The 14,157-nt window shown below is 61.6% G+C and carries 14 protein-coding genes; 7 read left to right on the forward strand and 7 right to left on the reverse strand.

Translation table 11 applies throughout. The annotated features are described in order from the left end of the window. Window positions 1-4 precede the first annotated feature (4 nt). Window positions 5-421: a DUF3788 domain-containing protein gene (locus B5477_RS02995; RefSeq protein WP_079698323.1), complete on the forward strand. Its 417-nt coding sequence runs from the start codon at window positions 5-7 to the stop codon at window positions 419-421. A gap of 135 nt (window positions 422-556) precedes the next feature. On the opposite strand, the gene B5477_RS03000 is transcribed toward B5477_RS02995, so the two are convergent. Both B5477_RS03000 and B5477_RS03005 read right to left on the reverse strand, forming a co-directional pair. After that, window positions 557-1,387: an Mrp/NBP35 family ATP-binding protein gene (locus B5477_RS03000; protein ID WP_079698324.1), complete on the reverse strand. Its 831-nt coding sequence runs from the start codon at window positions 1,385-1,387 to the stop codon at window positions 557-559. An 11-nt stretch (window positions 1,388-1,398) separates the two neighbouring features. Further along, window positions 1,399-2,034, reverse strand: a complete 636-nt coding sequence (locus tag B5477_RS03005; RefSeq protein WP_341455973.1) for a TIGR04100 family radical SAM protein — start codon at window positions 2,032-2,034, stop codon at window positions 1,399-1,401. Window positions 2,035-2,115: 81 nt separating this feature from the next. Here B5477_RS03005 and B5477_RS03010 point away from each other — a divergent pair, with 81 nt between their 5' ends. From B5477_RS03010 to B5477_RS03020, 3 genes are all read left to right on the forward strand, one after another. Beyond that, window positions 2,116-2,376, forward strand: a complete 261-nt coding sequence (locus B5477_RS03010; RefSeq protein WP_079698326.1) for a DUF3781 domain-containing protein — start codon at window positions 2,116-2,118, stop codon at window positions 2,374-2,376. A gap of 170 nt (window positions 2,377-2,546) precedes the next feature. After that, a complete protein-coding gene (locus B5477_RS03015) occupies window positions 2,547-3,773 on the forward strand; it encodes a 6-phosphofructokinase (RefSeq protein WP_079698327.1) in 1,227 nt (408 codons plus the stop codon). Window positions 3,774-3,935: 162 nt separating this feature from the next. Then, a complete protein-coding gene (locus B5477_RS03020; RefSeq protein ID WP_079698328.1) occupies window positions 3,936-4,151 on the forward strand; it encodes a heavy-metal-associated domain-containing protein in 216 nt (71 codons plus the stop codon). A 50-nt stretch (window positions 4,152-4,201) separates the two neighbouring features. Here the strand turns inward: B5477_RS03020 and B5477_RS03025 are convergent, their stop codons facing one another. From B5477_RS03025 to B5477_RS03040, 4 genes are all read right to left on the reverse strand, one after another. Continuing rightward, the gene (locus tag B5477_RS03025) at window positions 4,202-5,230 is read right to left on the reverse strand and encodes a DUF4349 domain-containing protein (protein WP_159448908.1); all 1,029 of its coding nucleotides are present in this window, start codon (window positions 5,228-5,230) and stop codon (window positions 4,202-4,204) included. Between the two features lie 218 nt (window positions 5,231-5,448). Further along, on the reverse strand, window positions 5,449-6,168 hold the full coding sequence (locus tag B5477_RS03030; RefSeq protein WP_341455974.1) for a 5'-methylthioadenosine/adenosylhomocysteine nucleosidase: 720 nt from the start codon (window positions 6,166-6,168) through the stop codon (window positions 5,449-5,451). A gap of 110 nt (window positions 6,169-6,278) precedes the next feature. After that, complete coding sequence (locus tag B5477_RS03035; RefSeq protein ID WP_159448909.1) at window positions 6,279-7,112, reverse strand: endonuclease/exonuclease/phosphatase family protein; 834 nt, start codon at window positions 7,110-7,112, stop codon at window positions 6,279-6,281. Window positions 7,113-7,201: 89 nt separating this feature from the next. Further along, complete coding sequence (locus tag B5477_RS03040; RefSeq protein ID WP_079698331.1) at window positions 7,202-7,798, reverse strand: GNAT family N-acetyltransferase; 597 nt, start codon at window positions 7,796-7,798, stop codon at window positions 7,202-7,204. 249 nt (window positions 7,799-8,047) lie between these two features. Here B5477_RS03040 and lon point away from each other — a divergent pair, with 249 nt between their 5' ends. Genes lon through lysA form a run of 3 tightly spaced genes read left to right on the forward strand, consistent with a single transcriptional unit; the run spans window position 8,048 to window position 12,459 of the window. Next, entirely contained in the window at window positions 8,048-10,516 is a 2,469-nt protein-coding gene (gene lon, locus B5477_RS03045) for an endopeptidase La (protein WP_079698332.1), read from the forward strand. A 30-nt stretch (window positions 10,517-10,546) separates the two neighbouring features. After that, complete coding sequence (yihA, locus tag B5477_RS03050; RefSeq protein WP_079698333.1) at window positions 10,547-11,170, forward strand: ribosome biogenesis GTP-binding protein YihA/YsxC; 624 nt, start codon at window positions 10,547-10,549, stop codon at window positions 11,168-11,170. Then, on the forward strand, window positions 11,167-12,459 hold the full coding sequence (gene lysA, locus B5477_RS03055) for a diaminopimelate decarboxylase (protein WP_079698334.1): 1,293 nt from the start codon (window positions 11,167-11,169) through the stop codon (window positions 12,457-12,459). Before yihA ends, lysA begins: the two co-directional genes overlap by 4 nt. A gap of 56 nt (window positions 12,460-12,515) precedes the next feature. Here lysA and B5477_RS03060 read toward each other — a convergent pair whose 3' ends face one another. Next, window positions 12,516-13,646 (reverse strand): CapA family protein, encoded by a 1,131-nt coding sequence (locus tag B5477_RS03060; RefSeq protein WP_079698335.1) that lies wholly within the window; start codon window positions 13,644-13,646, stop codon window positions 12,516-12,518. Between the last annotated feature and the right edge of the window lie 511 nt (window positions 13,647-14,157).

The raw sequence follows: 14,157 nt of genomic DNA on the forward strand, positions 1-14,157 counted from the left end.
AAGGATGGCCCCCACCGCGCAGCCCACCGCCGGGGAGCTGGCGCTGGCAGGCGGCCCCCTCTGGCGGCGGCTCTGCGAGGAACTTGGGGAGCGTTACTGGATTCAGCCAAAGATCGAATACAGCGGCTGTTCGATGGCGCCGGGCTGGAACGTCAAGTACCGCAAGGGTTCGCGCGCGGTCTGCACCCTCTATCCGGCGAAAGGGATCTTCACCTGCCTGGTGGTGATCGGCCCGCGGGAGGAGGAGCGTGCGCGGCTGTTGCTGGACGGAATGTCGCCCTATCTGCGAGATCTTTACAGGAACGCCAAGCCCATGATGGGCGCGCGCTGGCTGATGATCGAAATTGCGGACGAGCGCACCCTCTCGGAGGCCCTGGCCCTGATCGCCCTGCGCATGGAGAAGGAGAAAATGGAGAAATAGAAAAATGCGGAGAAAAGGGCGCCCCTCTTTTTATGCAGGGCGGAGCTGGCGTTGCGCCCCTTCATAAGGATACGGGCAGCAGATTTTATCTGCCGCCCGTATCCTTTCTTATGTGTGCTTCCAAGTTTTACGAAGCTATTTCTGACTTTCGATCGCCGCGGCGGCGCCGTCCAGCCAATCGCCCTCGAACAGCTCGATCATCCCGCGGTCGCACGCCGCGCTGAGTCTCGGGTCGATCGGGATGCGCCCGAGCACCGGCAGCGAGAAGTTGGCGGCCACCTCGTCGATGTGGCTCTCGCCGAACACCTTGAGCTGCTTGCCGCAGTCCGGGCAGGTGGCGTAGCTCATGTTTTCGATCAGCCCGAGGGTCGGGATGTTCATCATCTGCGCCATCTTGAGAGCCTTGGAAACGATCATCGAGACCAGCTCCTGTGGGGAGGTGACGATGATGATCCCATCGAGCGGGATGGACTGGAAGACGGTCAGCGGTACGTCGCCGGTCCCGGGCGGCATGTCCACGAACATGTAGTCCACCTCGCCCCAGATCACCTCGCTCCAGAATTGCTTGACCGTCCCGGCGATGACCGGACCGCGCCAGACCACCGGGTCGGTGTCGCTCTCGAGCAGGAGGTTGACCGACATCAGTCCGATCCCGGTCTTGCTGTAGGCGGGCAGGATCCCGTTTTCATTCCCCTGCGCGCGGGAGTGGATGCCGAACATTTTAGGCACCGAGGGGCCGGTCACGTCCGCGTCGAGGATGGCGCTGGTGTGGCCCCGGCGGTTCATCAGCACCGCCATCAGACCGGTGACGAGCGACTTGCCCACGCCCCCCTTGCCGCTGACCACGCCGATCACCTTTTTGATCTGGCTCATCTCGTGGGGGCTCTCCAGCAGGCTCTGCGGGTTCTGGCGCTGGGCGCAGTCCTGCGAGCAGCCCTCGCAGTTGTGATTACAATCCATTCGCATTCAGTCCTTTTTCAGTATTCTTTGATATATTCCCTCACCCGCAGCGGGATATCCATCTCCTGCGCGAGGGCGCGGCAGCGCTCGATCTCCTGCGGGGAGATCACGTCGACCACCGTGAAGAGCACATTGGGCACGAAGCGCTTGCAATCCAGGGCGAATTCGAGCATGCTTTGAAATGAGCCGGGCCCGAAGATCGGGCTCGTCACCTCGAGGTAGCGCTCTTCGTCCGGCGCGTTGAGGCTGATCGACACGGTGTCCACCAGCCCTTCGAGCAGGTGGGCCGTCTTGCGTTTGTGGATCAGGTCCCCCAGCCCGTTGGTGTTGAGCCTAATCGGGATGTCGCTTCGCGAGCGCACCAGGTGGCAGACCTCCAGCAGCTTTTCCAGCGCGCAGATCGGCTCGCCGTAGCCGCAGAAGACCAGCTCCTTGTAGTTTTTCAGCTCCACCCCGTCGAAGGCGGCGAGCACCTCGTCGAGGTGGGGCTCCAGCTCGAACCAGAGGTTTTCGGCCGAACCGACATGGCTGCCGTTTTTGCGGATGCAGAAGCTGCACCGGCAGGGGCAGCGGTTGGTCAGATTGATATATAGGCTGTCGCCCAAGGTGTAGAGAATATCGGTCATCAGAAAGCCTTCCTTTACTACAGTCAATTTCAGGGCTTCCCTTTTATTTTAAACCCTGGCCGCCATAATGTCAAAGGGGGGCGGGGAGCATATGAAACGGAGGATAGCATGGCGATAAGAAAAGATGCCGGCGGCGGGCTGATTGCATGTTTGGACCGGCTCCATACGACCCGGCTCGGCGGGCAGCGGATCAGGAAAAACCTCTCGCTGGACGAGGGGGTGGATCCGGTGGCCTGGTGCGGGGAAAAGATCGGTGCGCCGCAGAGCGTGATCCGCCAAAGGGGAAAGAACTGGTATATCGCCGCGGACGGCTGCGAAATCACGGTCAACGCCCAAAGCATGACGATCATCACGGCACATAGGCGGTAAATATGGAGGTCCACGCACGCGTCAACTTTTATAGCCCCTCTTCGTGCAAAGGCTTCCCTTTTCGACAGGGGTGGGTTATAATGGAAGGCGTAACAGGAAACCGTGCGAAAGGCCGTGCCGGCACGGCCCTTTCGCACAGGGGAAAATACCGCCAAAGGAGAATCCGTTTCATGGGAAAAAATATGCTCATTGCCCAGTCCGGCGGGCCGACCGCCGCCATCAACGCCTCGCTGTCCGGGGCCGTACAGCAGGCCAGATGCAGCGGACAGATCGGTAAGGTCTATGGCGCGCGCTTCGGCGTAGAGGGGATCCTCAAGGGGAATATCGTGGACCTGGACGGGTGCCTTCGGAGTGAGGAGGACTTCCATGTGCTGGAGTGCACCCCCTCGATGGCGCTGGGCTCCTGCCGCTACAAGCTGCCCGCGCCCGGGGAGGACGGCGAGGTGTACCGCCGGCTGCTGCAGGCGCTGCACGAGTATGAGATCGGTTATTTCTTCTACATCGGCGGGAACGATTCGATGGACACGGTGGCCAAGCTCTCGCGCTACTTTGCCGAGCAAGGCGAGGGCATCAAGGTCGCCGGGGTGCCCAAAACGATCGACAACGACCTGGCCGAGACCGACCATTCCCCGGGCTTCGGCTCGGCGGCCAAGTTCATCGCCACCGCCGTGCAGGAAATCATCCGCGACGCGAGCGTGTATGATACCCGTTCGGTGACCATCGTGGAGATCATGGGGCGGGACGCGGGCTGGCTGACCGCTTCGTCGGCGCTGGCGCGGGACGAACACACCGGGGCGCCGCATCTGATTTATCTGCCCGAGGTGCCCTTCTCGGTGGCCGATTTCCTCGGGGACGTCGAGCGGCTGCACAAGGAGGTCAAGAACGTGGTGGTCGCCGTCAGCGAAGGGGTGCGCACCGCCGACGGACGGTATGCCGCCGAGAGCTACCAGAGCGGGGTGGTGGACACCTTCGGGCACCGCTACCTGTCGGGGGTGGGCAAGTACCTGGAAAACATGGTGCGCCACAACATCGGCTGCAAGGTGCGCTCGGTCGAGCTCAACGTGTTGCAGCGTGCGGCCGCGCACGTCCTTTCCGCCACCGACATCGACGAGGCGCGCGGGGTCGGACAGGCCGCGGTGCGCTTCGCGCTTGAGGGGAAGACCGGCTTTGTGGCGGTCATCCGGCGCGCGTCGCAGGAGCCCTATGAGGCAAGCTATGACTGCGCCCCGATCGAGCGGATCGCCAACGTCGCGCGCAACGTGCCGCCCGAGTGGATCACCCCGGAGCGCAACGATGTGACCGGGGAGATGCTGCGCTACCTCGAGCCGCTGATCCTGGGCGAGGTTCGTTTTCCCACCGAGCGCGGCCTGCCCAAGCATTTTTTGCTGCGGGCATAGGCCCGCCCCTCTCCCGCCGCGCGGTATGCGTACCGCGCGGTGCGCATAACCGGCGCGGGGGTTACCCATACTATTGGGTGAGGAAACGGCCTTGGCGGTTTCCCCGCCGCCATTTCGGCTTTGCCGGAACCGGCGCAATTCCCGGGAAAGGAAGATTTTAAAATGTCCAACAGCATTATGTTCAAGGTGGAGGGGATGTCCTGCCAGAGCTGTGCCAGCCGGATTGACACCACCCTGCACGCCTACGACAACGTGGACATCGTGACGGTGAGCATCCCTGACAAGAGCGTCACCGTGATCGGGGAGAACCTGGACGAGAACCGGCTCCGGCACACCATTGAGGACATGGGCTTCGAGGTCCGCGACGAGCGGGAATAAGAGAGAAAAACAGGGAGCGCAGCGATCGCTGCGCTCCCTGTTTTATAATATTATTCGTCTTTGGGCGGCTGCTGGGGAGTGTCCCCCTTCTCTTCGGGCGCGGTATAGGGGTTCGGGAGCTTGGCGCCGCCGTAGAGCGGGGCGGCGGACGTGCGCGTGCGCTCCTTTTTGACCAGCCGGCGTATCAGCAGCACGGCAAGCAGGACGACCACGCCAAGGATCAGCAGGTAGGGCAGGTTCACCACAAAGCCGACGAACAGGTTGGTGCCCGCCTCCTTCATATCCCCGAAGGTGTTCGACAGGCCGGTGCTGATCCGCTCGGGCACGGTTTCGGGGGTCTGCTCGCTGACCTTGCGCACCTCGTGCAGCTCCATGGTCACGGTGCTGTAGTCCACCAGGTTGTCGTACCCGCGCAGCTCGGAAGTATAGCCGTCGAGCTGGTAGCGCACCTCGCTCAGGCGTTCCTCGAGCTTGATGATCGACTCGAGGTCCTCCGCCTTTTCCAGCAGGGCCAGCAGACGCTCCTGCTCGACCTCGAGGGACTTTTTGCGCGTCTCGGTGTCGGTATATTGCAGCGTGATGTCCTCGCTGGACAGGTTGCTCGAGAGGACGTTGCAGATGCCACCCACCTCGCCGATGAAGCCGTCCAGCTTGTCAGAGGGCACCCGGGCCGTCAGGGTGCCGTACCGGCGGGAGGGCCCGTAGCTTTCAATGCTGTTCCCCTCGACCGAGGAGCTTTCCAGGTATCCGCCCGCGGCGTTTACGGCGGCGGTCAGCTTTTCGATGGCGCTGTCAAATTCCAGCGTCTCCAGCGAGAGCCAGGCACGCCAGATTTTTTTTCGGTTGGGCTGATTCTGTCCCGAGACAATGGCGGCGGGGCCGGCCCCGGCGTCGGCGGCTTCTTCCTCGGGCACGGCCTCGTCATAGGCCATGTCTTCGACGGCCGCCTCCTTTGAGTAGAGGTTCTGCGCGGCCGCGGACGACGCGGCGGCGGTCTCCCCGCCGGACGATGATCCCCCGCAGCCCGCCAGCGTGGCCATGCAAAACAGACAGCAGAGCAGTACGGATAGCTTTTTCATATTGATCTCCCTCCTCGTTGGTTCTGGCTTCTGACTGATAGGTGGCAAAAAGTTGGGGATTTGCTGCCTGCCGGGGCCCACCGGGCGCATAAAAATTTTACAGAACGGTAAGAAGTACAGCGCCCGGAGCAAGAAAGGGTGCAAAGCACCCTTTCTCCCGAAATGCGGGGTTGGGCGCGCAGAATGATTCTGAACGGGGAAAGGGGGCTGCACCCGGACTAGCGGGACTCCTTGGCGGTGCGCTTTAGCTCATCCAAAAAGTCCAGGACAACATCTTTGGAGATGGTGGAAGCGCGCTGGCAGTTTTCCTCAAATTGGTCCATTCCGGAATGCGTCGCGGTGTCCGTGATGGAACGTATGGCAATGAACGGAATTTTATTGACATAGCATACATGTGCGATGCCCGCCGTCTCCATATCCACGGACAGCGGCGCGTATTTTTGATTGATTGCGTCACGAAAATCATCTTCGATGAATTTTTCTCCCGTCACCGTCCGCCCCAGGCGCACCGACGGGTTCCTTTCGCTGATGAATGCCGCTATCTCCAACAGCGCCGGATCCACATCAAAATAGATCGAGGGCATCCATGGATGGAATTCGGTCAGGATTTCGTCATCCATGTCGTGATATGCGACCTGGGCTGAAACGACGGTGTCAAAAAGGTTGACGGACTGGTCCATTCCGCCCGCGGTACCGGCGTTGATTATCGCACCGACGCCATATTTGTCTATCAATATCTGCGTGGCGATAGCCGCGTTGACTTTACAGACGCCGCAATACAGCGCAACGACCGGAATGCCGTGGACAGAGCCTTGATGAAATTTCAGCATGGCGTTTTCCGTCACTTCATCATGGTCGATATGCGGCAAAAACGGTTCGAGCTCGTCATCGCTTGCGCAGATGATTCCGATCTTAGGCATGGGACTGGCTTGATCCATAATTGATCTCCTCTCGCTGTCTGTTGCATTTTTACGGACGGCTTACTCTTTAGCATAAGCGAAGCAATAAAAAAACAGCCGCAACTGCTGCGGCTGTCCCTTTTACCTGTTTAGGCCATATCCTTGAACCGCAGGGTGGCCATCACCGGGTAGTGGTCGGAAGGGTAAACCCCGTCCCGGCTTTGGGTGTCGATATTCACATCCACCACCTCGAACTCGTCGGATACGAAGATGTAGTCGATGGGGGAGGAACGGGGCTTGATCTTCCCCTTGGAGCCGTGATAGGTGTTGAACACCGAGTCGAGCACCCCGTACACGTCCTTCAGATGGACGTTGCGGTACTCGTGCATCTGCTCGCGGATGATCTTGACCGCCGTCGAGTTGGGATGGGCGTTGAAGTCCCCCATCACGATGGTGGGCAGCGGATCGTCGAGATTGGTCTGGTTGATATAGTCGAGGATCATGCGAACCCCGAGGGTGCGCGCCATCCAGCAGACGTGGTCGAAATGGGTGTTGAACACCCGGATACGCCGCCCGCTCTTTTTGAGCTTGACCACCGCCACGGTACAGATGCGCGGGAACATCGCGAAATACGCCCGCGAAACGGTGTCCGGCTTCTTGGAAAGCCAGAAGGTCTTGTACCAGGTGACCTCGACGTCGTCGTTTTTAAGGATAATGTCAGCGTGCTCGTCGTTTTTCGGCTTCTTGCCCATCATCCGGCCCACGCCGAAGATGCTGTAATCCGTCAGCAGGTTGCGGATGTCCTGCCGCATCTGGGGCAGCACCTCCTGCACGCCGATAATCGCCGCGCCCGAATCGCGGATGATGTCGGCGGCAATGGAGCGGCGCACCTCCCACGGATATTTGCGCCGCGGACCGAAATCCCGGCGCAGGTTGAAGGAGGCAACCCGGATGATATCGTTTTCTGCCAGGGAATAGGACATGACACACACTTCCACTTCGTTTTTAACCGGCGGGCAGGACCCGCAGCGGCTGTGCAAAACAGCCCTAAATCTTATTATAGCATTCTTTTTTAATTTTGTGTATGGAATTGTTGGGAAATTTGTAAATATTCCGTCCAGTCGCCGCGCAGGATGGCATAGGTGCGGCAGTCCTGGAACCCTTCGGTGGGGGAATAGTATTTCTGCCGTGCCATCCCCTCGAAGGTCATGCCGCATTTTTCCATCACCCGGCCCGAGGCGGGGTTTCGCACCGAATGGCAGGCCTCGATCCGGTTGAGGCCGACCTCCTGAAAAAGGAAGCGGATCGCGGCCGCCACCGCCTCGCTCATCAGCCCGCCGCCCCACCAGTACCGTCCCAGGCAGTAGCCGAGCTCGGCGCAGGCGTCGTTTTCGCTGGTGATCGTGGCCTCCAGAGCGCCGATGGGCGTGCCGGTCTCCCGCAGCTCGATCAGCCACAGGTAAAAGCTGGGCTGGCTATAGTGCTTGACCCAGCTTTCCACCACCTGCCCCGTCTCCTGCACACTCTGGTGCGGGCTCCAGCGCATATAGCGGGTAACCTGGGGGTCGCTGGCCCAGTTTCGGTAGACGGACGGCGTGTCCTCGGGCCAGAACCGGCGCAGGGCCAGGCGGGGCGTTTCCAGCGGTACGGTGCCTTTGTGCATGAGCATGGCGGCGCCTCCTTCGGCGTGTTTTCACCATCATACAAGGGTGGGGCGCGCCTGTCAAGGCGCGGCAACAGATTTGCTATATCCGGTTCACGAAGTGTTTACTTGCAAATAGGCAACTTATTTAGTATAATATTGATTCAATATAAAGCAGACACGAAACTTTTTGATAGAGCGGGCCCTGCCCGCGGGTTTTCTCAAAGGGACGGGGCCGGCAACGGGCCGGTTCCCGGGAAAGGAATGGTTATAAAAATGAGCGAAAGAATCAAAATAAAGGCCGAGGTCGTCCCCGAGGGGGGCGGCAAGGAAGTGGGGGAGATGCCGGTCATCGCCATGCGCGGGCTGGTGCTCTTTCCCCGCATGGTGCTGCACTTCGACGTGGGACGGCAGATTTCCATCCAGGCGCTGACCGCGGCGATCCAGGGCGAGCGCAAAATCTTCATGGTGGCCCAGCGCGACCTTAGCAGCGACGAGGTGAACGCCCAGTCGCTCTACCAGGTCGGGGTGGTCGCCACGGTGCGCCAGATCTTAAAGCCCCAGGACGACGTGCTGCGGGTGGTGGTCGAGGGCGAGTACCGCGCCAAGACGGTGGAGATCACCGCCTTCGAGCCCTATATCAAGGCCCGGTGCAAGCCCTTCCCGCTGCGCCCGCGCAAGGTGGTCAACACCATCCTCTGCGAGGCGCTCATCCGCACGGTCAAGGACTATTTCGAGGAGTACTGCGCGCTCTCGCCCAAGATGCCCAAGGAGTTCGTCATGGGCGTCTATATGAGCGACGACCCGGTGTACATAGCGGAGTACATCGCGGGGAACATCCCGATGGACGTGGCCCAGAAGCAGGCCATCCTGGAGGAGAACAACCCCACCAAGCGCCTGGAGATGCTCGCCCATTTCCTGGAGAGCGAGAACGAGATCCTCTCCACCGAGCAGCAGATCCAGGAGCGGGTGCGCGAGCAGGTGGACAAGAACCAGCGGGAATACTACCTGCGCGAGCAGATGAAGGCCATCTCCCAGGAGCTCGACGAGGACGAAAACCCCGAGCAGGAGATCGAGGACTACCTGCAAAAGATCGAGAAGCTGGGGCTTCCGGACGAGTGCCGCGAGAAGCTCGAAAAGGAGGCCAAGCGCCTTTATAAAATGCCGGCAAACTCGCACGAGGCCGGGGTGGTCCGGGGGTACCTGGACACCTGCCTCGAGCTGCCCTGGAACACCTACACCAAGGAGAAGCTGGACGTGGACAAGGCCCGGGCCCAGCTCGAGCGGGACCACTACGGCATGCAGAAGGTCAAGGAGCGCATCCTCGAGCTGATCGCGGTGCGCAAGCTGGCCCCCGACATCAAGGGGCAGATCATCTGCCTGTACGGCCCGCCCGGCGTCGGCAAGACCTCGGTCGCCAAGTCGATCGCCAAGGCGATGGGGCGCAATTACGCCCGGCTGAGCCTCGGCGGCGTGCGGGATGAGTCGGACATCCGCGGGCACCGCAAGACCTATATCGGGTCGATGCCCGGCCGGGTGATAGGCGCCATCAAGCTCTCCGGCAGCAAGAACCCGCTGATCCTGCTCGACGAGATCGACAAGCTGGGCAGCAGCTACAACGGCGACCCCTCGAGCGCCCTGCTCGAGGTGCTGGACAGCGAGCAGAACGTGGCCTTCCGCGACCACTTCATCGAGCTGCCCTTCGACCTGAGCGACGTGCTTTTCATCGCCACGGCCAACGACCTTTCCACCATCCCGGCGCCGCTGCTCGACCGCATGGAGGTCATCGAGCTCTCGAGCTACACCCGGGAGGAAAAATATAACATCGCCAAGCGCCACCTGATCCCCAAGCAGATGAAGCGCCACGGCCTCGCCGCCTCGCAGATCACCTTTAAAAAGGAAGCGGTCTATACCCTGATCGACAACTACACCCGGGAGGCCGGGGTGCGTTCCCTCGAGCGGGAGATCGCCTCGGTGCTGCGCAAGTGCGCGAAGCTGATCGCCAGGGGGGAACAGGAGAAGATCGTCCTCTCCCAGAAAAGGATCGGCGAGCTGCTGGGGGTGGCGAAGTTTAAGCCCGACGAGCTCGAGGGGTTCGACCAGGTCGGGGTGGTCAACGGCCTGGCCTGGACCTCGGTGGGCGGCGAGCTGCTGCAAGTCGAGGTCTCGGTGCTCAAAGGCACCGGCAAGCTCGAGCTGACCGGGAGCCTGGGCGACGTGATGAAGGAGTCCGCCCAGACGGCGGTGAGCGTGGTGCGCCGGATCGGCGAGCGCTACGGGATCGACCCGGACTTCTATAAGAGCAGCGACATCCACATCCACTTCCCCGAGGGCGCGGTGCCCAAGGACGGCCCGAGCGCGGGGGTGACCATCGTCACCGCCCTGATCTCGGCTTTATCGGACGTGAAGGTGCGCCACGACGTGGCGATGACCGGGGAGATCACCCTGCGCGGGCGGGTGCTGCCCATCGGCGGGCTGAGGGAGAAGACCATGGCGGCCTACCGCAATAAGATTACAACCGTCATCCTCCCGAAGCAAAACGAGCCGGACATCGAGGAGATGGAACCGGTGGTGCGGCAGGCGCTGACCCTGCGCCCGGTCTCGCAGATCGAGCAGGTGCTGCAGATCGCCCTGTGCGAGGGGCAAAAAAAGGGCCCGCGCCAGCCCCTCCCCGCGCAGAAGCCGCTGCCCGCCGCCACCGGCGAGGCGCCGGTGCACAGCAGCCCGATCCCCATCCCGCAATAAGAAGAGACCTACCCGACTGGAGGCATGGCCATGAATTATCACAATGTCGAGTTTGAGCGCTCCTTTGGAACCTATTCGCAGCTCGGGAAGAGCGACCTGCCCGAGATCGTTTTTGCCGGGCGCTCGAACGTGGGCAAGAGCTCGATGATCAACAAGCTCTTTAACCGCAAGAACCTGGCGCGGGTGAGCGCGGTGCCGGGCAAGACGGCGACCATCAATTTCTTTCGCCTGGAGAACCTGCGCTTTGTGGACCTGCCGGGCTACGGCTACGCCAAGGTCTCGAAGAGTGAAAAGCGGCGCTGGAGCGAGCTCATCGGCGGATACTTTGCCGACGAGCGGGACGTGGCGCTCGTCTTTTCCCTGATTGATATGCGCCACCCGCCCACCGCGGACGACCGGCAGATGGTGGACTTCCTCATCGAGCACGAGTTCCCCTTCGTCTGCGTGCTGACCAAGGCGGATAAGCTCGGGAAGACCGCCCGCGAGGAGCGGCTGCAAAAGATACGCCAGGAGCTGCCCTGCGGGGACCAGCTCACGCTGATCCCCTTTTCCGCCGAGACCGGCGAGGGGGTCGGGGAGATACGCGGCATCCTCGATGAGATTTCGCAGGACGTCGCCGAAGAGAGCGGTGAGGAAGGGGAGGCAGAGGAATGAACGAGAGCTTTTCGGTGAACCGGGAGGGCCACCTGACCATCGGCGGGGCGGATACCGTCGCGCTCGCCAAGGAGTACGGCACCCCGCTGTATGTGATGGACGAGGGGATGATCCGGGACAATTGCCGGCGCTACCGCCGCGCGATCGATGAGTTTTACGGCGGGCGCGGGATCGCCGCCTACGCCTCCAAGGCCTTCTCCTGCAAGGAGATCTACCGGATCGTGCAGCAGGAGGGGATGGGGGTGGACGTGGTCTCGGAGGGTGAGCTCTACACCTCTCTTCTCGCCGGGTTCCCGGCGGATAAAATCTTCTTCCACGGCAACAACAAATCAGAGGGCGAATTGCAGTTCGCCATCAGGCAGCGCGTCGGGTATATCGTGGTGGACAACCTGAGGGAGCTGCATACCCTCGAGCACCTGCTCGAGCGGGAGGGGCAGGAGATGAAAATCCTTTTGCGGGTCAAGCCCGGAGTGGACGCCCACACCCACCAGTTCATCCGCACCGGCCAGATCGACAGCAAGTTTGGCTTCGCGCTCGAGACCGGCGAGGCGCTCGCCGCGGCCAGGGAGTGCGCCGCGCTGCGGCGGGCAAGGCTCGTGGGGCTGCACTGCCACATCGGCTCCCAGATTTTCGAGGTCGAGCCCTTCTGCCTGGCGGCCAGGCGCCTGATCGGCCTGATGGGCCAGATCAGGCGGGAGTGCGGGCTGGAGATGAAGCTGCTCAACCTCGGCGGAGGCTTTGGGATCAAATACACCGAGGAGGACGATCCGGTTCCCTATGAGCGCTTCATGGAGCGGGTGAGCTTGGCAATCCACGAGGGGGCGGCGGCCGAAGGGTTGCCGGTGCCCTACGTCGTGCTCGAGCCGGGACGCTCGATCGTCGGGCGGGCGGGGATCACCCTCTACACCGTCGGCGCGCGCAAGGAGATCCCCGGGGTGCGCACCTACCTTTCGGTGGACGGCGGCATGACCGACAATCCGCGCTATGCGCTCTACCAGTCGAAGTATGAGGCCATCGTTGCCAACCGCGCCGGGGAACCGAAGACAGAGACGGTCACCATCGCGGGGCGCTGCTGCGAGAGCGGCGACCTGCTCGCCGAGGGGGCGAAGGTACAGCCTTGCTCGCCGGGGGATATCCTCGCCGTGCTCTCGACCGGGGCCTATAACTACTCGATGGCCTCCAACTACAACCGGGTGCCCCGTCCGGCGGTGGTGATGGTGAAGGACGGCAAGAGCCGGGTGGTCGTGCGGCGGGAGTCGCTGGATGACCTGGTGCGCAACGACCTGTAGCGTTATATATTAATAAGAAGGCCGGGCAGAAGTAAGTGCTTCTGCCCGGCCTTTTTTTACTGTGTGATCCCGTTTTCCCTAAGGATTGCACGTACCGCCTCGGGGGAGAGCTCCTCCCCGAAGGCGCGCACCCCGTGCCCGGCGGCGAGGTCGGGGGTATACTGCTTGAGGGGATAGACCGCGAGGTCCCGGAAGTGGGGGCCGTAGTAGGTCACCACCGGGGTGAGCGCGGGCGGATCGATCTCCACCCGGCCGTCCGCCCCCTTGCGGATGGTGAAGCGGGGGAGCAGCCCGACGAGGTTTTGCCCCTTGCGCTGGGCGCTGACCAGGTTCCCCAGCGAATAGAGCACCCACGCCTGCCGCCCGTCCGGGGCGGCGAGCGCTTCGGCGCTCTGGACGACGTGCGGGTGGCTGCCGAGGATGATGTCGGCCCCCTCCCGGGCGAGCAGCCGCGCGCTATCGCGCTGCGATGTGGTGACGGCGAAGGAATCCTCCTGCCCCCAATGGGTGTAGACCACCACCACGTCGGCGCGCTCACGCGCCCGCGCCATCAGGGCGCGCAGGCGTTCGTCGTCGCGCAGCAGCGGCACCATCCCGCCGCCCGAATCCGCCCCGCCGCCGAGGTTGGTGTAGGAGGTGAAGCCCAGAATGGCGAAGGTGATCCCGTTTTTCTCAAGCAGAAGGGGGGCGGCCTCCTCGCCGGGCAAAAACGCCCCGGTCACCGAGAGGCCGGGGGTTTCGCGCACCAGCCCGATGGTCTCCCCCAGCCCCTCGGGCCCCATGTCCAGCATGTGGTTGTTGGCGAGGCTGAGCACGTCGAAGCCGCTCTGCGCCAGTCCCTGCGCGAGTTCCACGGGGGAGTTGAAACGGGGGTAGCCCGAGGGCGGGAAACTGCCGGCCATCGGCGTCTCCTGGTTGATCAGCGCGAGGTCGGCTTCTTCGATCAGCGGGCGGATGTGCCGGTAGAGCGGGCAGAAGTCGTAGCCGCTCCCGGTTTTTGCCTGCTCGTAGAGCACATCGTGGATCAGGTTGTCCCCGGCGGCCACCAGAGTGACGGTAACGGGCCCGGGCTCCCGCTCGGGCGCGGGAGCTGCTTCGGGTGCTGGGAGCGGCGGCTCGGCCGGCAAAAACATGCCGACGCCCCAAAGAAGCGCGAGGGCGCACAGGAGGAAGAAGAAACGTTTCATGGCAGATCCTTTTCTGGTTGTGATGGTTCTCGTTTAAGTACGCCGCGTCAGACTTGGCCATTGCCGCGGACGGACCGGAAATTAAATGGGAAAATGGCCTTGAACCTAGGTCGGCCGCGAGAATTCTGAAAATAGATCGCAAAACTATATTTTATCTTGCCGTTATTATAGCATTCCCACCCTCGTTTGTGCTATTTTTGTTCACAAAATGTTGTATTTTTAGACAAATTCAAAACATAAAGTCGTTCAAAATGAATAAATTTACTGATATTTCCTTTTTTTTAGGCAAAGGTTGTTGTAGTAAAATTTTTGAAATGGTATAATATTCTAAAATATAGTGGGTGAAGTGCGCCCTTTTGTAGGAATGGCGCGCTCGCCGACTGGATATTTGCCTGTCCGCATGGGGGTAGGGGTTCCCCCGCTCGGACAGATCAAAATAAAAAGAATAGACGTAGGCCGCATAAAAGAGAAAGCGCGGCGCGGTATTCCAGTGTTTAGTGGGGGATTAGGA

The organism is Provencibacterium massiliense, assembly GCF_900169495.1.
In the GTDB taxonomy this organism is placed as follows: domain Bacteria; phylum Bacillota; class Clostridia; order Oscillospirales; family Ruminococcaceae; genus Harryflintia; species Harryflintia acetispora.

Coding starts and splice junctions, on each gene's coding strand:
- B5477_RS02995 (WP_079698323.1), top strand. CDS start 5: ATGGCCCCCACCGCGCAGCCCACCGCCGGGGAGCTGGCGCTGGCAGGC.
- B5477_RS03000 (WP_079698324.1), bottom strand. CDS start 1,387: ATGCGAATGGATTGTAATCACAACTGCGAGGGCTGCTCGCAGGACTGC.
- B5477_RS03010 (WP_079698326.1), top strand. CDS start 2,116: ATGGCGATAAGAAAAGATGCCGGCGGCGGGCTGATTGCATGTTTGGAC.
- B5477_RS03015 (WP_079698327.1), top strand. CDS start 2,547: ATGGGAAAAAATATGCTCATTGCCCAGTCCGGCGGGCCGACCGCCGCC.
- B5477_RS03020 (WP_079698328.1), top strand. CDS start 3,936: ATGTCCAACAGCATTATGTTCAAGGTGGAGGGGATGTCCTGCCAGAGC.
- B5477_RS03025 (WP_159448908.1), bottom strand. CDS start 5,230: ATGAAAAAGCTATCCGTACTGCTCTGCTGTCTGTTTTGCATGGCCACG.
- B5477_RS03030 (WP_341455974.1), bottom strand. CDS start 6,168: ATGGATCAAGCCAGTCCCATGCCTAAGATCGGAATCATCTGCGCAAGC.
- B5477_RS03035 (WP_159448909.1), bottom strand. CDS start 7,112: ATGTCCTATTCCCTGGCAGAAAACGATATCATCCGGGTTGCCTCCTTC.
- B5477_RS03040 (WP_079698331.1), bottom strand. CDS start 7,798: ATGCTCATGCACAAAGGCACCGTACCGCTGGAAACGCCCCGCCTGGCC.
- lon (WP_079698332.1), top strand. CDS start 8,048: ATGAGCGAAAGAATCAAAATAAAGGCCGAGGTCGTCCCCGAGGGGGGC.
- yihA (WP_079698333.1), top strand. CDS start 10,547: ATGAATTATCACAATGTCGAGTTTGAGCGCTCCTTTGGAACCTATTCG.
- lysA (WP_079698334.1), top strand. CDS start 11,167: ATGAACGAGAGCTTTTCGGTGAACCGGGAGGGCCACCTGACCATCGGC.
- B5477_RS03060 (WP_079698335.1), bottom strand. CDS start 13,646: ATGAAACGTTTCTTCTTCCTCCTGTGCGCCCTCGCGCTTCTTTGGGGC.